The organism is Actinopolyspora mortivallis (genome assembly GCF_003001495.1).
Classification (GTDB): Bacteria; Actinomycetota; Actinomycetes; order Mycobacteriales; family Pseudonocardiaceae; genus Actinopolyspora; species Actinopolyspora mortivallis_A.
On the sequence record NZ_PVSR01000002.1, the window covers coordinates 1 to 17775 of the forward strand.

At 66.8% G+C, this 17775-nt stretch carries 22 protein-coding genes; 9 read left to right on the forward strand and 13 right to left on the reverse strand.

What is annotated here, in order from left to right; all coding sequences use genetic code 11:
- Positions 1–73: 73 nt before the first annotated feature.
- The 3 genes from CEP50_RS02465 to CEP50_RS02475 form a co-directional block, all read right to left on the reverse strand.
- Positions 74–868: a hypothetical protein gene (locus CEP50_RS02465; RefSeq protein ID WP_106112297.1), complete on the reverse strand. Its 795-nt coding sequence runs from the start codon at positions 866–868 to the stop codon at positions 74–76.
- Between the two features lie 52 nt (positions 869–920).
- On the reverse strand, positions 921–1265 hold the full coding sequence (locus tag CEP50_RS02470) for a thioesterase (RefSeq protein WP_106112500.1): 345 nt from the start codon (positions 1263–1265) through the stop codon (positions 921–923).
- 128 nt (positions 1266–1393) lie between these two features.
- Positions 1394–1576 (reverse strand): hypothetical protein, encoded by a 183-nt coding sequence (locus tag CEP50_RS02475; RefSeq protein WP_019853358.1) that lies wholly within the window; start codon positions 1574–1576, stop codon positions 1394–1396.
- A gap of 220 nt (positions 1577–1796) precedes the next feature.
- Between CEP50_RS02475 and CEP50_RS02480 the strand changes: the two genes are divergently transcribed.
- The 3 genes from CEP50_RS02480 (at position 1797) to CEP50_RS02490 (ending at position 4772) form a co-directional block, all read left to right on the forward strand.
- On the forward strand, positions 1797–2789 hold the full coding sequence (locus tag CEP50_RS02480) for an aldo/keto reductase (RefSeq protein ID WP_106112299.1): 993 nt from the start codon (positions 1797–1799) through the stop codon (positions 2787–2789).
- Between the two features lie 236 nt (positions 2790–3025).
- Positions 3026–3235 (forward strand): DUF2188 domain-containing protein, encoded by a 210-nt coding sequence (locus tag CEP50_RS02485; protein ID WP_019853356.1) that lies wholly within the window; start codon positions 3026–3028, stop codon positions 3233–3235.
- 169 nt (positions 3236–3404) lie between these two features.
- Positions 3405–4772: a GNAT family N-acetyltransferase gene (locus CEP50_RS02490; protein WP_106112300.1), complete on the forward strand. Its 1368-nt coding sequence runs from the start codon at positions 3405–3407 to the stop codon at positions 4770–4772.
- A 22-nt stretch (positions 4773–4794) separates the two neighbouring features.
- Here CEP50_RS02490 and CEP50_RS02495 read toward each other — a convergent pair whose 3' ends face one another.
- Positions 4795–5250: a hypothetical protein gene (locus CEP50_RS02495; RefSeq protein WP_106112301.1), complete on the reverse strand. Its 456-nt coding sequence runs from the start codon at positions 5248–5250 to the stop codon at positions 4795–4797.
- Positions 5251–6002: 752 nt separating this feature from the next.
- On the opposite strand from CEP50_RS02495, the gene CEP50_RS02500 reads away from it, so the two are divergent.
- From CEP50_RS02500 to CEP50_RS02510, 3 genes are all read left to right on the forward strand, one after another.
- Entirely contained in the window at positions 6003–8195 is a 2193-nt protein-coding gene (locus CEP50_RS02500; RefSeq protein WP_106112302.1) for a glycoside hydrolase domain-containing protein, read from the forward strand.
- 48 nt (positions 8196–8243) lie between these two features.
- On the forward strand, positions 8244–8903 hold the full coding sequence (locus CEP50_RS02505) for a hypothetical protein (RefSeq protein ID WP_106112303.1): 660 nt from the start codon (positions 8244–8246) through the stop codon (positions 8901–8903).
- A gap of 136 nt (positions 8904–9039) precedes the next feature.
- Positions 9040–9393 carry a hypothetical protein gene (locus tag CEP50_RS02510; RefSeq protein ID WP_106112304.1) on the forward strand — a complete coding sequence of 118 codons (354 nt, stop codon included), beginning with the start codon at positions 9040–9042 and terminating at the stop codon, positions 9391–9393.
- 174 nt (positions 9394–9567) lie between these two features.
- Here CEP50_RS02510 and CEP50_RS02515 read toward each other — a convergent pair whose 3' ends face one another.
- Positions 9568–9822 (reverse strand): hypothetical protein, encoded by a 255-nt coding sequence (locus tag CEP50_RS02515; protein WP_181188174.1) that lies wholly within the window; start codon positions 9820–9822, stop codon positions 9568–9570.
- Between the two features lie 56 nt (positions 9823–9878).
- On the reverse strand, positions 9879–10772 hold the full coding sequence (locus tag CEP50_RS02520; protein WP_258174733.1) for a LysR family transcriptional regulator: 894 nt from the start codon (positions 10770–10772) through the stop codon (positions 9879–9881).
- Positions 10773–11007: 235 nt separating this feature from the next.
- Between CEP50_RS02520 and CEP50_RS02525 the strand changes: the two genes are divergently transcribed.
- Entirely contained in the window at positions 11008–12300 is a 1293-nt protein-coding gene (locus CEP50_RS02525) for an MFS transporter (protein ID WP_106112306.1), read from the forward strand.
- An 82-nt stretch (positions 12301–12382) separates the two neighbouring features.
- On the opposite strand, the gene CEP50_RS02530 is transcribed toward CEP50_RS02525, so the two are convergent.
- The 3 genes from CEP50_RS02530 to CEP50_RS02540 are packed head-to-tail and all read right to left on the reverse strand — an operon-like array spanning position 12383 to position 13270.
- Complete coding sequence (locus tag CEP50_RS02530; RefSeq protein ID WP_146134722.1) at positions 12383–12763, reverse strand: hypothetical protein; 381 nt, start codon at positions 12761–12763, stop codon at positions 12383–12385.
- A complete protein-coding gene (locus CEP50_RS02535) occupies positions 12760–13020 on the reverse strand; it encodes a hypothetical protein (RefSeq protein ID WP_106112308.1) in 261 nt (86 codons plus the stop codon). Before CEP50_RS02535 ends, CEP50_RS02530 begins: the two co-directional genes overlap by 4 nt.
- Entirely contained in the window at positions 13010–13270 is a 261-nt protein-coding gene (locus CEP50_RS02540; protein WP_106112309.1) for a zinc finger protein, read from the reverse strand. The genes CEP50_RS02535 and CEP50_RS02540 overlap by 11 nt, the downstream gene beginning before the upstream one ends.
- A 65-nt stretch (positions 13271–13335) precedes the next feature.
- On the opposite strand from CEP50_RS02540, the gene CEP50_RS02545 reads away from it, so the two are divergent.
- Both CEP50_RS02545 and CEP50_RS02550 read left to right on the forward strand, forming a co-directional pair.
- On the forward strand, positions 13336–14265 hold the full coding sequence (locus CEP50_RS02545) for a helix-turn-helix domain-containing protein (RefSeq protein WP_219905283.1): 930 nt from the start codon (positions 13336–13338) through the stop codon (positions 14263–14265).
- Complete coding sequence (locus tag CEP50_RS02550; protein WP_106112311.1) at positions 14262–14450, forward strand: DUF397 domain-containing protein; 189 nt, start codon at positions 14262–14264, stop codon at positions 14448–14450. The genes CEP50_RS02545 and CEP50_RS02550 overlap by 4 nt, the downstream gene beginning before the upstream one ends.
- A gap of 48 nt (positions 14451–14498) precedes the next feature.
- Here CEP50_RS02550 and CEP50_RS02555 read toward each other — a convergent pair whose 3' ends face one another.
- From CEP50_RS02555 to CEP50_RS02570, 4 genes are all read right to left on the reverse strand, one after another.
- A complete protein-coding gene (locus tag CEP50_RS02555; RefSeq protein WP_106112312.1) occupies positions 14499–15551 on the reverse strand; it encodes an NAD(P)H-dependent flavin oxidoreductase in 1053 nt (350 codons plus the stop codon).
- 288 nt (positions 15552–15839) lie between these two features.
- Entirely contained in the window at positions 15840–16475 is a 636-nt protein-coding gene (locus CEP50_RS02565; RefSeq protein WP_181188175.1) for an SMI1/KNR4 family protein, read from the reverse strand.
- Between the two features lie 44 nt (positions 16476–16519).
- Positions 16520–17056 carry a hypothetical protein gene (locus CEP50_RS19750; protein ID WP_146134723.1) on the reverse strand — a complete coding sequence of 179 codons (537 nt, stop codon included), beginning with the start codon at positions 17054–17056 and terminating at the stop codon, positions 16520–16522.
- Between the two features lie 297 nt (positions 17057–17353).
- Positions 17354–17767: a hypothetical protein gene (locus tag CEP50_RS02570; protein WP_146134724.1), complete on the reverse strand. Its 414-nt coding sequence runs from the start codon at positions 17765–17767 to the stop codon at positions 17354–17356.
- Between the last annotated feature and the right edge of the window lie 8 nt (positions 17768–17775).

A 17775-nucleotide genomic window follows, 5' to 3' on the forward strand; every position in this document is an offset into this window, starting at 1 on the left:
GACCACGACCACGTCGTAGTCGTGCCGTTCCGTTTCGGCCATGACTGTCCGACTCCTCCCGAGGAAATCCGGGTCAGTTGATCAAGCGGGGGTCGGGGAACGCCCCGGAGGCCACGAGCATCACGTACAGGTCCACCAGCGCCACCGAGAACAGCGAGGCCCAGGCCAGCGACATGTGCCTGCCGTTGAGCCGACTGACCCAGGTCCACAGGCGGTAGCGCACCGGGTGCCGGGAGAAGTGGTTGATCCGTCCTCCCACCAGGTGCCGACAGGAATGGCACGAAAGCGTGTATCCCCACAGCAGCACCACGTTGACGACCATGAGCAGTGTGCCGAGTCCGACCCCCACCCCGCCGTTCACACCGTGGAAGGCCAGCACGGTGTCGTAGGTCAGCACGGCCGCCACCAGCACGGCGGCGTAGAAGAAGTAGCGGTGCGCGTTCTGCAGGAGCAGCGGAAGACGGGACTCGCCGGTGTACCGGCGGTGCGGCTCGGTCACCGCGCACGCGGGCGGGGACAACCAGAACGCCCTGTAGTAGGCCTTGCGGTAGTAGTAACAGGTCAGCCGGAACCCGAGCACGAAGGGCAGCACGAACACCGGAGGGGGAACCCACGGCGCCAGGTCGGGGAAGGGGGTTCCGAGGTGGCTGGCCCCCGGCACGCACGCCTCGCTGAGGCAGGGGGAGAAGAACGGGGCGAGATAGTGCTGCTCCGGTACCCAGTACCAGGTGTTCATGAAGGTGCGCACCAGCCCGTAGACCACGAAGGCGGACAGGCCCAGGGCCGTCCCCAAGGGCGGCAACCACCACCGATCGGTGCGCAGGGTGCGGGTGCGTCGCGGACCGGACGTGGTCGTGGGAGCGGCCATGCTCTGCTCCACCTCTGGGGTCGCGGGTGTCCTGACGATGGCTGGTCCGTGCTCAGTCCTGGCGAGCCGACTGGCCCCCCACCCCCTCGTCGTCCACTCCCCGCCACCAGGAGGGGACGTACGGGGTGTCCGGGACCTCGACGATCTCCTGCTCCCCGGGAGGCCTTCCCTCGGCGCCCCCACCCCGGGCGGTGTCCCGGCCGCCGCGGGAGCGCTGGGGAGGTGGGCCGGGGGCGACCGTCGACAGTTCGGAAACGTCGATCTCCAGCCGTTGCAGGTCGTTCTCGACACGCCGCACCACGGGGGTGTCCCCGTAACGCGCGTAGAGCTCGTCCACGCCGGTGCGCAGCTGGGCGAGGGCACGCAGTACGTCCCCCAGTTCGGCCGTCGAGGACATCTCCGCCACCTCTTCCGTGTTCCGGCCCGTGAACATCACAACCCTGCACGGACAAGTATAAGTGACGAAGAACACGTGTCACCCACAACACGCCGGAATTCTCGGGAAAGCCCCTGAAAGGGGGCCGCTCACCCGGCGAACAGGTGACGCACGAAGGTCACCAGCGACTGGAGGACGAACACCACGCTGTCGAACAGCATCGTCGCCCCCTGGCGGACGAGACCGGCGGAGCCCACCGGGTCCCGCACCACCAGATACCCCACGGCGAGCACGGCACACGCCACCAGAACGAGCACACTTCTGCGGTCCAAGCCAGGCCTCCGTGTCTCGAACGACCGCACACCGCAGGCCACCATCGCACGATCCACCCCGTGGAGGGAGCGGCCATGCCGGGCCTGCACCGATCGTGCGACAAGGCTAGACCACACCGCCCCGCCCCCACGGGCGGTCGCGGAAAAACGCTCGCGGAGGACGCCCCACGGCTGCGTAGTCTGGACGAGCGAGCGAGAAACACCGACACGGAGGTCTCGGATGCGGCAACGCCGACTGGGCAGTCAAGGGCTGCAGGTGACCGAGCAGGGACTCGGATGCATGGGGATGAGCTTCGCCTACGCGGGCAGGGACGACGAGGAGTCCGTGGCCACCGTCCACAGAGCCCTCGACCTCGGTGTCGACTTCTTCGACACGGCGGACATGTACGGCCCGTGGAGCAACGAGAGGCTGCTGGGGCGCGCACTGGCCGGCCGCAGGGACGAGGTGGTGCTGGCCACGAAGTTCGGCAACGAGGTCGACGACAACGGGAACCTGGCGGGCAGGGTCAACGGGCGACCCGAGTACCTGCGGGCTGCGATCGACGGCTCCCTGCGCCGACTGGGAGTCGACCACGTGGACCTGTACTACCAGCACCGGGTGGACCCGGACGTTCCGGTGGAGGAGACCTGGGGAGCACTGTCCGAACTGGTGCGGGAGGGCAAGGTGCGCTTCCTCGGGATCTCCGAGGCCGCGCCGTCCTCCATCCGTCGGGCTCACTCCACCCACCCCGTGACGGCGGTACAGACCGAGTACTCGCTGTTCAGCAGGGATCCCGAGGACAACGGGGTGCTGGCCACCTGCCGCGAGCTCGGCATCGGCTTCGTGGCCTACTCGCCGTTGGGTCGGGGGTTCCTCTCCGGCAGAATCCGCTCGGTCGAGGACCTGGACCCCGACGACTACCGGCGCGGTGCCCCGCGTTTCCAGGGGGAGAACTTCCGCCGGAACCTGGACGTGGTCGAACGGGTGCACGAGCTGGCCGCGAACAAGGGGGTCACGGCCTCCCAACTGGCCATCGCCTGGGTCCTCGCCCAGGGCGAGGACATCGTGGCCATCCCGGGAACCAAGCGGCGGCCCTACCTGGAGGAGAACGTGGGTGCCTCCGAGGTCACCCTCACCGAGGAGGACCTCGACGCCATAGAGCGGGTGGCTCCCCTCGGCGTCGCCGCCGGCGAGCGCTACGACGAGCAGCGGATGCGCAGCGTCTACGTGTGAGCGGGTCGCGTGGTGCCGCCCCGCCCCTCCCCGAACCGGGGCGGCACCGTCTCCGAGTGTGCTCCGGAACCTCCGGTGCTGTCCCGCCGCCACGCCCGACACGCGCCGGTCCGACGGGCGGTGGTGTTGACGAGGGGCAGAGGAAGTTGATCGGCTCGTTCCGGTGCCCGCGGGTGTGGAAGGGCTCCGACGCGGGTACACCGGTACAGAACGTTTCCCCTTCCGGAGAGGCAGTCATGACCCAGCGACACGTCGTTCCCGGTGGCGGCGGAGGAGGCTGGAAAGTGGTCGACGCGACCACCGACTCCGCCCAGTCGAAGACCAACACCCAGGCGGACGCGATCGACGAGGCACGCAGGCAGCTGGAGAACTCCGACGGAGGAGAGATCCTCATCCACGGGATAGACGGCTCGGTTCGGGACCGTCGCACCGTGCAGCCGACCTGACGTCGTGGTGCGAGGTCCGGTGCCCCGATCCGACCGCCCCCGCCGGCGCGGCACCCGGTGGCACCGGACGTCGCACCCGACAGCTTTCCCCGGGAGCTGGGGGGAGACGGAAACACTCCGCTAAACGGACCTTGCTCCGCCGGTAACATCCCGCTCCCAGGATGTCGCCATGAGCGACTCGGAGTTCGTCCCCCGCCAGCACCCGACGCGCCGGTTCCGACCGGACTCCCTGGTCGGGATCGGTGTCCTCGTCGTCCTGCTCGGTGTGGTTCACCGGGCACTGGCCTACTGGGACGCGGCGGGAGTGTTCACCCCCGCCCTCGTGTCCGTCGGAGGTGTCCTGCTGCTGCTCGGCGCGTGCCGCGCGGCGGTGCGGCACGCCGGGGAGAACCCTTCCCCGAGGAGGGGAGGAACACGTCCCGCCGAGCCGACCACGGTCGCCTCGGCGCTGGCCCCGTCCCGGCAACTGTGGCGGGTGCGGGCCTCGGTGGACGACACTCCCGGCGCGCTGGCCGCGGTGGCGAGCGGGCTGTCCCTGTTGGACGCCGACATCAGGACGGTGCGGGTGCACCCGGTCGCCGACGCCGCGGTCGACGAGTTCCTGCTGGACCTGCCCGCGGCCACCACGCACTCCGAGCTGGTCGCCGCCGTGGCGGGAGCCGGTGCCGGCGGGGTCACCGCGGAACGCACCGACCCGCGCGAACTCGACGACGTGCCCACGCGGGCACTGCGCCTGGCCAACGAGCTCGTGGCCGGCACCGCCGAGCCGGAACGCGCGCTGCGTGCCCTGCTCGGAGAGGTGACGTTGCGCAGCGCGCACCATCCGGGTGAGGCCGGGGTCGAGGGGGTCGAGGGGACCGTCATGCGTCTGACCGATCCCGACGGTGGTCTGCTCACGGTACGGCGCCGCCACGGGGAGTTCACCCCCGCCGAGTTCGCCAGGGCCGGTGCCCTGATGACGCTGGCGAGCACCCGGCGGAGCTTGCTCGGCAGGCCCGTGCGGAGTCTGCGCACGAAGCACGGCACCCCCGTCCTGCTGCGCACCGCCGACACGTACGACCTCGACCTGGTGCGTGCCCTGCACGGGCGGTGTTCGGGGGCCGGTATGCACCGCCGCTACTTCGGGGCGGGAACCCCCACGGAGCAGGGGCTGAGGCTGCTGCTCACCCCGGAGCTCGGCAGCTCGCTGCTGGCCTTCTCCGTCACGGGCGAGGTCATCGGCATGGGAAACCTCGGCTACACCGCCGACGAGGGCGAGCTCGCCCTGTTGGTCCGCGACGACTGGCAGGGACACGGGGTCGGATCGGTGCTGCGGGACGCGCTGCTGGAACACGCTCGACAGCGCGGGCTGGAGACCGTCACGGCGCTGACCCAGCTGGACAACACACCCATCACCCGTACCCTGCGGTCGGCGGGGTTCCGGCACGCGGGAACGGACGAACCCGGCGAGTGGTCGTGGGTGTTCGAGCCGGGGCGCGAGCCCGCCGGAGGTCCGGAGGCGGAGCCCTGCGCCCTGCCTCTCGTCGGGGGTGACTGAGCGTCTTCCGTCCGCCCGTGGTTCAGGGCAGCTCCTCCGGGCTGCTCTCGAAACCGGGCAGGGGAGCTCCCGCCGCGTCCTCGCTGCGCTCCCGTGCCTTCATGCGGGCCTCGTGGACGTGTCTGGCCCCGTCGAGCAGTTCCGTGCGCAGCCAGCATTCCAGCTCCCGGAACCGGGACCAGTACCCGTCGTCGAACTCCTCCAGGGTCTGGAAGGTCCACCTGCCGGGCAGCACGTTCCTGCCGAACAGTTCCCGCTCCAGCCGGTCGGCGAGGTCGGGACGGTCGCAGGAGCGCAGTAGTCGGATGGCACTCCCCAGTCCGGCGTCGGCGGCTCCGACGAGCTGGTGCCACTCGTAGAGCGCTCCCCTGGCCCGTTCGATCTTCTCCAACGCCTCGGTCATCCGTCCCACGGCCGTCACGACCGGTTCCTCGTCCTCGTCCCGCCACGGCTGCCCGGCCCCGCCGCACTCGTTCATGACCGGCACGCCCCTTTCACACGGCACACGCTCCGAGCGTGACCGGTCCCGGCACGCAGCGCACGAGCGACGGCTCTCCCGCCACCCGAGAGTGGGTGTTTCTTCGGCAAGGCACGGGCAGCCGGAGGTCGGGAACTCCGGGGGTCCGCTTCCGACAACGACGGCCTCGGTCGGGACGACGCCCCTCGCTCCGGATCGGGATCACGAGAAACGACGCACTGTGCAGAACTCGTATCCCACAGTGTGTGATCCACACCGAAAAACATGAAAGCTATTGCAATCCAGTGCCCTTTTGCTAAGATCAGCACGACGTCGACACCGGAACGAGCAGACTGGGGGAACCACTGCGGTCCTTTTGCCGTCGCAAGGGACCGGAATTGACATCCAAACCGGTACACCCGACGGAGCAGCGACAGAACCACAATCCAGAGCAGACATTGTTCACCGGGCCTTCGAACAGGTGACTCGGAGGATGTTCGTTCCTGCGAGCATGTGGACGGCGTCCCGGAAACCCCGGAACAGCCGGCGACGACCGGCGTGAGAATGTCTTTCACCGGGCATCGTCCCCTCCGACGACACGAGTTCAGGACAGAATTCCCGGAACGACGGGTATTCTGCGGTTCTGTTTCGTGAACTCCTGTTCGGTCACACCGGCCATTCCGCGCTTTCCGGAGCACGCCCTTCCGGACAGCACGGTTCTTCGTGGATTTTCTGCGACGTCATGCCGAGAGCACCAGGAGAGGAGACTTCTTGTGGCAGATGAAATGGTCCGCAGAGCACAACGATTCGTGAATCGAACCTACGGCGGGGTCTCCGGGGTTCCGCGTCTCACCGAGGACGGAATCACCGGGTGGAACACCATGAACGCGCTGACGCGCGCGCTCCAGCACGAGCTCGGCATGACCCACCTTTCCGATGACTTCAATCCCGGAACACTCGCGAGTCTGGAGCGGAAGTACCCCAGTATCGACGCGGGCGTGACGGTGCCGGCGAACGTGATACGCATCCTCCAGTCCGGACTGTACTGCAAGGGCTACGACGGCGGCGGAATCGACGGGAAGTTCAACGATCGCGTTTCGTCCTCGGTCACCGACATCAAGTCCGACATGGGGGTGGGAGGTGTCTACCCCGGTGACTCGGTCACGCCGAAGGTGTTCAAGGGTGTCCTCAACATGGACGCCTACGTCACGGTCAACGGCGGAACGGACCGGGTCCGTGAGATCCAACGGTGGCTCAACGGCCGCTACACCAGGCGCTCCGGGTTCTTCATCTCCCCCTGCGACGGCAGGTACACGCGGGACACCGCGATAGCCATGATGGTCGCGGTTCAGTACGAGAGCGGCCTGCCCGACGAGAAAGTCGACGGCCTGTACGGACCGACCACGCGGGACGAACTCAAAAAGCACGAGGTGAGTACGGGATCCACGGGACCGTGGGTACGCCTGTTCACCGCCCTGCTGATCTGCAACCAACGCGACGGAGCGGTTTTCACGGACACCTTCGGCTCACGCGAGACGGAGATCACCAGGAACTTCCAGTACTTCGTGAGACTCGATGTCACCGGCATCGGAAACTACCGGACGTGGGCCTCACTGCTCGTTTCCACCGGGGACCCCGACCGCAAGGGCTCGGCCTGTGACGGTGTCACCGAGATCACTCCCGAACGGGCCCGGGCGCTGAAGGACGCGGGATACAAGTACGTCGGACGCTATCTGTACAACCCCAGCACGACTTCGTTGCCGGAGAAACAGATCCAGCCCGGTGAACTGAGCACCATCGCGCAGTACGGACTGCGCTGCTTTCCCATATACCAGACCTACGGGAGAGGAGCGTCCCACTTCAACCGATCCCGCGGGGAGGAGGACGCGTACTCGGCCGTTTACTGGGCGCGCCACCACGGGTTCAGGGCAGGAGCCCGGATTTACTTCGCGGTCGACTTCGACGTGCTGGACCACGAGGTGACCTCGAACATCATTCCGCACTTCCGCGGCGTCAACGACGTGATCCGGCGGAACTCGGGGTACAAGGTGGGTATCTACGGACCTCGCAACGTCTGTTCCCGGGTCTCCGCGGAAGGACTGAGCACGGCGAGCTTCGTCTCCGGAATGTCCACGGCGTTTTCCGGAAATCTCGGCTATCCGCTGCCTCGGGACTGGGCGTTCGACCAGATCGCCACGGTGACGATCGGATCCGGCGCGAGTGAGATCGAGATCGACAACAACATCGCCTCCGGCCGGGACGAAGGAGAAGGAAGCTTCGATCCGAGCTACCCTTCGGGCAAGCCCGATGTTCCCTTCGACTTCGCCGACAAGACGGCCATGCTCAAGGACATGAGAGCCTATCTGGAATCCATCGGGGTTCCGGAGACCGGCGGAGAGGGGTGGGATGACGATTGGTTCACTCTCGGAGGAAACAGCAACACCGAATCCTTCAACAAAGTCCTCGAACACGACGAACTGTTCACCAGCCTGGCCCGGACGCTCAACATCCGCAAGGCGCTCGTCCAGGCTCCCGTCCTGTGGGAGATCCGCCAGTGGAATCCCTCGGACCCAGTCGCGGACGAGGCCGTCATCAACGGTGTCAGAAATGACAGTTCCACCGGTCTCGGGCAGATATTCGGCAAGACAGCCATCGAGGCGTGGAACTACTGCGTCGACGCGGGAATCGTCAACGGCAGCAAGTTCTCCCTGGAAAGGGACCTCAAAGGCGTCTGGACCAGACTTCGTACCGACGAACGGTACAACATCAGGTTCGCCGCCTACGTGCTGCTCTACAGCGCTCACCTGAAGGACCTGGACCGTCCCACGCTGACGACCAGTGACTCCGACACCCAGAAGATACTGGCCCGCTACAACGGGACCGGCGATAAGGCCGAACAGTACGGCGAGGACGTGCTCGGCGTCTACCGGGTGTTCGAAAAGTACTACAGCATACAGCGCGCCTGACCGTCACGACTCACTTCAGGATCCGAACAGCGCGGGAAAGGTGACCGCATGACACAGGAGATATCACGACGCGGACTGTTGAAGCGCACCGGCGCCGGAACCGGTGTTCTGGCGGCGCTCGGCGCGAGCACCCTCCTCGCACCGACCGTCGCTGCCAGTCCCGCCACCGAGGCGGCACAGGGCGCAGCGGACTCGGACAGGCGCCGAAGAACCAGCGCGAACGGCTGGGAGCTGGTGAGCTCCGTCGACGCCGACGGACCGGTCTGGACCCAGCCGGTGGTCGGCACCGGCTGTGAGGTGTCGATGCGGGTCGGGGCGGTGGCCACCGTGCTGGTGCACGTGATCCGCCGGTTCCACTACGAAGTCCGTGCCCTCACCGAAGGCGATGTGATCGGTTGGCGTTCCCCGTCCTCCGTCCCGACGTCAACGCCGGAGAGCAACCAGGCTTCCGGTACCGCCGTCGCGATCCTTCCGGGCTCCTACCCGCCGGGGGCGGAGGGCGGGTACTTCCCCCACCAGCTCGCGGCGGTCCGAAACATCACCGAGGCGTGCGACGGTCTCGTCCGCTGGGGTGGGGACGACAGCCGACCCTACGAGGCCCTGTTCTCGATCGACGTCCCTCCCGGTGACCCACGGCTACCCGCCCTGGCAGCGACGATCCGGCATCGGGAGGCGCGTGCCGGCACCGGTGCCGGCACGCTGCGGTGAACGCTTCCGCGCCCCGGGATCCGACGGTCCGCGACGGACCGACCGGGACGCGAGCACTCCCCTGGTCCGCCCCCGCGGCGTCCCGTCCGAAAAACCGGACATCACCTGTTCCACATCCCCGACAGGAGGAGAAAAGATGCGTCGTATCAACAAGATCGTCGGCTGTGCGGCAGCCGCGTTCAGCGTCCTGCTGGGACTTCCCCTCGTCTCGGCCGCACCCGCCCAGGCGTTGTCCTGCCCCTACCCGTACGTGTGTCTGTACGACCCGGACTCCGGGAACCGGGTGGGCCAGTTCCAGGACGTGACCAGCGGCTGGCAGTACATCACCGAGGACGACTACCTGTTCAAGAACACGCGCAACGACGATGTCGTCTATTTCCTCACCGGAGGCGGCGACGTGTTCTGCATCCCGCCCAACCAGGACGGTTGGACCCAGGGCTCCGTGAAGGCACTCCGCATCAGCTGGGAGTCGGAGTGCAACGTCAGTTGATTCCGGGATAGCACCGGATCCGCCGCGGGGTCTTCGGTGCCGGGAGGAGCTGCCGCGCTCCCCCGGCACCTTCCCGTTCCCGCGAAAGAGCAGGAGTCCCTTGCCCTCGAACCGCCGCCGACGGTCACCGTCCCCCGGAGGGGATCAGGCGGTTTCGGTTTCCTCGGGCTCCTCCTAACTCCGCCGGATCGCGGCCAGCAGCGGTGCCAGCCGCGGGTCGAGCTCGGCGTGGGCCAGTGCCTCGCCCAACGCCTCCTCGTAGACGGGGACGGCCTCCCGCAGGGTCGCCAGCCCGTGCTCGGTGATGCCGGTGTAGATCCCCCGGCGGTCGAACTCGCACATCCTGCGTTCGGTGAGTCCGGAACGCTCCAGCCTGCTGACAGAGCTCCGATTCGGGTTGACTGCCTCGGTGAGTTCCTGCGTCCGCATCTCGCCGTCCTCGAAGGCAGTCCGCTCCACCCGGCGGAGGTCCACGGTCTCCCGACTCAGGGTCGGGCCTCTCCGGGAACGACGAGGTCCAGGAAGGAACGCAGCACGGGATGCGGGGTGCCGCTGCGCCAGGCGATGGCGGTCTGGGCCTGTTCGGTGACGTCGTCCAGCGCGAGGAAGGCGACACCGGGGCGTTGCAGTCTGCGCACCGAGGCGGGCACCACCGAGACCCCCATGCCTCCGGCCACCAGTCCCACGATGGTCTGGATCAGCCAGACGTCGCGTTGCACCACGTGCGGGGTGAACCCGGCCCGTTCGCAGGCCTCGACCACGATCGCGTACAGCCCGGGCATGCTGCCGTGCCGCGCGGGCAGGATGAACGGCTCGGTGACCACGTCGGACAGCTCCACCCGCCTCCGGTCGGCCAGCGGGTGGGTCGAGGGCACGGCCAGCACGAGCGACTCCTCGGCCACCGGGCGCACGTGCAGGGTGGGGTCCTCGAAGGGCAGGTAGAACAGCCCGGCGTCGATCCTGCGGTCGTGCAGCCGCTCGACGATCTCGTCGGGGCGCATCTCCTGCAGGTGCAGGGTGACGTCGGGGTACTCGGCCTTGAACCGGCGCAGGATGGGCGGCAGCACCGCGTTGGAGGCCGAGGGGATGAAACCGAGGGCGAGTCTGCCGACCAGCCCGCTGCCGACCTCGCGGGCCATCCGCGTGGCCTGCTCGACCTCGTGCAGGATGCGCCGTGCCTCGTCCAGCAGCACCTTTCCCGCCTCGGTGAGTTGCGCTCCCCGGGTGGTGCGGTGGAACAGGGCGGTGCCGACCTCGCTTTCGAGTTTGCGCAGCTGGGCGCTGAGCGGTGGTTGGGCCATGTGCAGCCGGGCGGCGGCCCGGGTGAGGCTCTGCTCCTCGGCGATGGTCACGAAGTAGCGCAAATGGCGTAGTTCCACGTTCCGTCCCTGTCACTGCGCAGCACCGGGTCATACGTCATGGATATGAGTACCGCCACGAGATGGTATTGGACATATGACCTGGATCAAAGTCACTCTGACTGGCCGACGGCCGCGAGCGCGGGCGAACCGCGACCACCCGGTGTGCTCCCCGCGCGGAACACGCCCGGTCGGCGGTGGAGGACCGGCGCGGCCGTCGGCCACTTCGAGCCACGTTCACATCGAGGAGAGAGCTGTGTCGGGTGTTGGAACGACGGGCCGCGCGGGCGCCGGATGGGTGCTGCCGCTGTGTTGGGCGGCGGTGCTCCTCGACGGTTTCGACCTCGTGGTGCTGGGAACGGTGTTGCCGGTCATGCTCGAGAACGAGGTGTGGGGGCTCGACCCGGCGAGCGCGTCGGTGGTCTCCACCGTGGGCCTGATCGGGATGATGGTGGGGGCGCTGACCATCGGGGTGATCACCGACCTCATCGGACGCCGCCGGGTGCTGTTGGTGGCGGTGACCACCTTCTCGGTGTTCACGTTGTTGTGCGCGGTGGCCCCGTCCGTCTTCGTGTTCGGGCTGTTGCGTTTCCTGGCGGGGCTGGGACTCGGCGGGTGCCTGCCCACCGCGATCACCCTGTCCACCGAGTACGCCCGCGGCAACCGGAGCGGAACCGCCACCACCACGATCATGACCGGCTACCACGTCGGCGCGGTGCTCACCGCGCTGCTGGGTATCGGGCTGATACCGGGTTTCGGTTGGCAGGCGATGTTCGTCGCCGGGGCCGCTCCGGCTCTGGTGCTGGTGCCGCTGATGGTGCGCTACCTGCCGGAGTCCGAGGTGTTCCGCAGGCGGGAGGAACGCACCCGGCGGCAGTCCGGCGGTGCCACGGCCCGCGAGAGCATCTCCCTGCTGTTCCGCGACGGCATGGCGGCGTCCACGGTGGCCTTCTGGACGGCCTCCTTCCTGGGGTTGATCCTGGTCTACGGGCTCAACACCTGGTTGCCGGAGATCATGCGCACCGCCGGCTACCCGCTCGGTACCTCGCTGGAGCTGTTGTTGACGCTCAACGCGGGTGCCGTGGCCGGGTTGGTCGTGGCGGGCAACGTGGCCGACCGGGCCGGGGTGAAGAGCTCCACGGTGTCCTGGTTCGGCGCGGCGGCGGTGATGCTGGCGCTGCTCAGCGTCAAGCTGCCCGCCTTCGGGTTGTACACGGCGGTGTTCCTCGCCGGGTTCTTCGTGTTCAGTGCCCAGGTGCTGGTCTACGCTTTCGTGGGGCGCAGCTACCCGGTGGACAGCAGGGCGACCGGTCTCGGCTGGACCACCGGTGTCGGGCGGATCGGTGCCATCAGCGGGCCGCTGATCGGGGGCGCGCTGCTCACGGCCGGTATCGCCTATCCGTGGGGTTTCTACGTGTTCGGTGTGATCGGGGCGCTGGCCGCCCTGGCCGTGGGCATCGCCGCCCGTCCCGGGCGGCACGTCGAGGACTCGCCCGAGGGCGCGGTGCCGGAGCGGGCGGGCTCGGACGAGTCCGTGGCCACGGGCTGAGGGCCTCCGATCCCGCCCGGGGTGTTCCGGGGTCGGGGAGTCGTCGGCGGGGCGACCGGCGACTCCCGCCCGGCCGTGCCGGTCAGTTCCGGTGCAGCCGGTGCAGTCCGGCGAGCACGCGGCGCATCAGTGCCAGCTCGGGAGGCTCCTCGTCGACGGTGATATCGGGGCCGCCACCGCCGGGTGTTCCGGGCACGCTCGGTGCCGCCGGTTCCGGCACGGTGGGTTCGAACAGGCGGGGATGTCGGTCGGGGTCGCACAGCGGCCAGCGGATCAGCTCCACCGTCGGCGGGTCGGGATGGGCGGGGGGTTCCCACCGCACGGCGGCCAGCCGCCACGCCGCCGGGCCGGAACCTCCGGCGTGACGGGGGGAGGTCCCGCGTCGGGAGCGGATCTCGGCCACGATCACCGCCCCGGCCAGCACCACGAGGGTGCCCAGTATCCAGCTCGGACTCGGCGTCACCACGGATCACCGTCCCGCCCGCCTGGCAGGCCGGTGTCGATGACTCCGGCGTCGATGACCCCGCCGGTGAGGCCGCCGCCGAAGGACAGCGCCGCGCCGTGCTCCCGCAGCTGTCGCGCGGCCCGCTCCAGCAGCCGGGCCGTCTCGGCGCACTGCCGCGCCGTGGCCCGACCTCCGGCCAGGTCGTAGGCCACCTGGTCCACCATCCACTGCTCGTGCGTGAGCAGCAGCGCCAACCGCGTCTGGTCACTGGTCACGGTCCGACCTCCCCACCCGCCGCTCGATCTCGGACAGCGGCTCCAGACCGACGATCTCCCGCGTCCGCTCGTCGCACTCCCGGCAGGTGCGCCACAGCCACGACACCTCGTCCACCTCGGCGGAAACCTCCGCGCCGCACAGGGTGGACACCACCGTGCCCTCCGGAAACTCCACGCTGGGCGGTGGCACCCTGTCCTTGCTCGCGTGCCGAGCCCCACCACCCGGCACCCACACGAACGGATGCGGCATGAACAATCACCTCTCACACTCGACAACACCACTGGTACCAGTGGTGCGCTTGGTTCTGTGACAGATTGTTTGATGGCACCATACTGGCGCAATGCCCCGATCAGGCGATCTTCAGACGCCACGGAAAGCTGGTTATGCTGTGGTGCATGGCTGGTACCACCCCGAAGGCACGAGCGCTCGGCGCCGAACTTCGTTCCGCACGTGAGGCGGCGGGAATGGGTCTTCGGCAGCTGGCCGACCGACTCGAAACGTCACACGCGACGGTGTCCCGGTGGGAAACAGGACAGCGGGCACCGAAGCCCGAGGACGTGACCGCCTACCTCGCCACCGTGGGTGGCACCGCCGAACAACGCGAACAACTGGCGGAACTGGCCAGGGACCCGGACGGTTCGCACTGGTTGTCCGTGGGGATGCCCGAGCAACATCGCCAACTGGCAACACTGCTGGAGATCGAGCGGGAGGCCAGTCGGATCACGACCGTGTCACCACTGCTCATTCCGGGGCTGTTGCAGACGGCCGACTACGCACGAGCGATCATGACGACAGGCGGAGTTCCCGCTTCCGAGATCGACACCCGAGTCGCCGTGCGCATCGGACGTCACGACGCCATCGTCCGCAAGAACCCGGCCCACCTGCGTGCGTTCATCGGTGAAGGCGTGCTCAACCAGCTGATCGGAAACAGCGAAATCATGGCCGACCAGCTTCGAGCACTGCTGGGGCACGCGGAACTCGACAACGTCGAACTGAGGGTTATTCCCACTCGATGCGGCTGGCACCCGGGACTCGAAGGCCCATTCTCATTGGCTGAGTTTGATGGGACCCGATCCCCTGTAGTCCATCTGGAAAACCGTGTCTCGGCTTTGTTCCTGCACGAAAACGATGAAGTTCAAGCGTACCTGGACGCGCTGGACAGAGTGGACGAAGTTTCCATGAGTCCGGAGGAGTCCACAGAGCTCATCGGCGATGTCATCAACAGAACGGAGAACACACAGTGACAACACCGCACAGCTGGCGCAAGTCCAGCCGCAGCACGAACACCGACAACTGCGTCGAGGTGGGTCGGTTAGCAGACGGGGCGGCCGTGCGCGACAGCAAGAACCGCGCCGCGGGCCACCTCACCACCACCCGAGCCCAGTGGACGGCCTTCCTCACCGCCCTCAAAACCAACCGCTTCGACTGAAGGTTCCCGGGACGGCGTCCCCGGTGCCCGCTGGGCCCGGGGGCGCGGTCAGTGTCGGGTGAACTCGCCGGGCACCGGACTTCCGGCCTCCTCCCAGAGGCGGGTGGTGATCCGCGCCGCCGGTTCCGCGCTGGCCGCGCGGTAGCCGGTGCCCGCCCACAGCGCCAGCCCGTCCTGGTCGGCCTGGGCCACCGCCGCGGCCCGCAGGGGTTTGGTGAGCTGGTTGACCTCGGGGTAGGCGGCCGGGGCGGTGGCGTCGTGCTCGTCGATGAACCGGTTGCGCAGCCCGCGCGCGTTCCTGCCGGAGAACGCCCGGGTCACCCGGGTCTCGGTGAACCGGGGGTCGGCCAGCGCGTCCTTGTGGGGCTGGGAGGCCCCGGACTCGGGGCAGCGCAGGTAGGCGGTGCCCAGCTGCACCGCCACAGCCCCGGCGCGCAGCGCCTCGGCGATGCCGGAACCGTCGGTGATACCGCCCGCCGCCACCAGCGGCAGATCGGTGGTCTTCCGCACCCGCGTGAGCAGGTCGAGGGTGCTCACCCCGTCGTCGGGGGTGTCGACGTGGAAACTCGCGCGGTGCCCGCCCGCGTCGGAACCCTGCACCGTGAGGGTGTCGGCACCGTCGCGTTCAGCGCGGGCGGCCTCGTCCACCGTGGTCACGGTCGCCACCACGTGCGTGCCCACCTCGTGCAGCCGCCGCACGACCTCCGCTGACGGCGGGCCGAAGGTGAAGGAGACGATCGGCACCGGTTCCCGCTCCAGCAGGTCCAGTTTCTCCTCGAAGCGGTCCCGGTCGGACGGGTCCGTACCCGGCAGGGTGACCGCGTAGCGCTCGGCCTCACCGGACAGCTCCGCGCGGTAGGCGGCGACCTCCTCCGCCCGGTCCTGCTGGGTTCCGGGCACGAACAGGTTCACCCCGAACACCGGGGTCGTCGCGCGCAGCCGTTCGATCTGCTCCCGCAGGGCTTCCGGGGTCTTGTAACCCGCCGCCAGGAAACCGGTGCCGCCCACCTCGGCCACGGCGGCCACCAGTTCGGGAGTGGAGGGGCCGCCCGCCATCGGGGCGGCGACGAGAGGGATCCGCAGCTCGGAGAAGGCGAACACCGCGTGCGCTCCTGGTTGTCGAGGATGATCGTGTTCCGGCCCGCGACGAGTCACTCCCGGTGGCCCGGCCCGGCAAGATCCACGGTCACAAAGCCGCAGCGGGCGCGCAACAACAGCATGGATGACATGCGGCACAGCTGCCCACTCGGAGCGGCCGTCAACCGAGCCGGCGTGACATCCCGGTGCCGCGCGGGCATCGAAGCGGAGAAATCGTGGTTACCGGCCGCGACGGCGACTGAGTACGCGCTATGCCTGCCCACTGTCTCCGTTTCCCACGGTGGAATCCGCTCATTCTGGATGCCTCTCAGCGAGGTACTGCGCGGTCGTCTTGAACCACGGCTCCTCCCCCGGAAAATCACGCGGCATCCACAGTTCCCGACGCCGCCCCGCAACAACCTCCTCCAGAAACTCCACCATCGAGCCCTCGAACACACTCCAGTCCATATCCCGCGTCCGCGTGACCACCCACCACCGATCAGGCTCCTGCCTCGGCTCCATCCACAGATAACAAAAATCACCATCGATCGTGAGAGCCCACGGAAGCAAATTCACACTCCCCTGATCAATCACATACCCCCGCGGTATCTCATCCGGGAAGTGACGCAAGTTCCACATCTCCTCCTCCCACCACTCGATGGACCCTCCAACATTAGGAACCATCAGGCATAGGATGAAGTAGTCCAGTATCGTACCTCCGCCGTACACCTCCGTGAACTCCTTGTAGTCACTGGGCAACCGCACTCCCAGAGACTCCTCCACGACGTTCCAGTCCACAGCCCCGGCAGCCTCCTCAGGCGGAGGAAGCAACCGCTTAAGACGACCAACACACGACAACATCAGCGTTCCCTCCTCGTACACGGAACACGAGCGAATTCTCTCCCCCGAGAACAACGCGTTCCGAGGATCAGCAGCTTCATAGGACACAACCCGCATGTTACCCCGGTCGAACACGCATGAAGCACATGCACCTATCCTGCCCCTCCAGGAACGAAGCAAGACTCGCCAAGGGGGGACAAATTGACAAAGAAGTCCGAATCAATATCGCCGGACTGAGCCGACACCAAAAAATGTGTCATTTTTCCAGGAAAATAATACCGACCATCGAGTTCATCGTCACACAGCACGACGTTCCACAGATCGGAATCATTCGACGGAGTCATCTGACAAAAATATGTATCGTCGTTTGACGTCTCCGCCCGGGGCGACAGAACATCCTCAGGATTGGAGACCCAAGAAGGAAACGGCACTACATCCTTCAGAGAAGAAAATGAATAGATCTCTTCCCTCCAGATTTCGAGTATACCGGAAACACCGTCGACAGGACGACGGTCCATTACAGCGATAAAATTATCGCTCTCCCCCGGCCCATAAACTTCAACAAATTCTTTATAATCCCCGGAAAGGGAAACCACCAAAGACGATTCAACGGAATCCCAATCCACCTCGACGGCACGGCTACGAGGAGACTCTACGATACTTTCGAGCTGTTCCGCGTATTGCGACATCACTCACCAACACAACTAATTTTGAGCGAATATTCACTTCGAATTGATAATATCCTCATCAACAAACTTATTACCATAAGAATCCCGTACCTCCATCCTGATCCTGATGAACGGGTGCCGGCCCGCTCCCACTCGCACTCACCCGAACGGGCACCGAGCAAGGGGCGATCCGGGGAACGCGAAGCTCTACGGAGAAGCACCCGGCCTGCCCCCAAGGCACCCTTGTATCCCCAACAACCTCCCCAAAAGAGACACCAGAAGTCACTTCGATCGGATCACAACCACGATCCGAGTATCCTACTCAATTTCAGTGATCTCGATCCCCAAGATGTCCCACAGCTCAGAAACCAGCTTCCGTCGCGCGTAGCGCACCAACCCACGCGCCCACCATGCTCTCTCCTCAATCTTGGGAAACACATCCGGAATCAGCAACGGACGCAAGCGTGCGTCTAGGATTTCTACCCTGGTGCGGAACACCACCATATCTGAAAAATCCTGCAACTCCGGATCATTTAAAGCTCTCTCAATAGAGTCCCGCGATGTCAAATCGTCGAAGTGGTCCTCCATGTCATATGGATACCCATTCTCGCAATCCACGACAAACCGGTTCCATCGTCCCAACAAGGCATCAGGATCTAGATCCCGCCATCGCCCCGAACGCTGAACGATCCCCACGAAAGCATCACGAAAATCATCAGCTCCCCAAGTCATCGATCCAT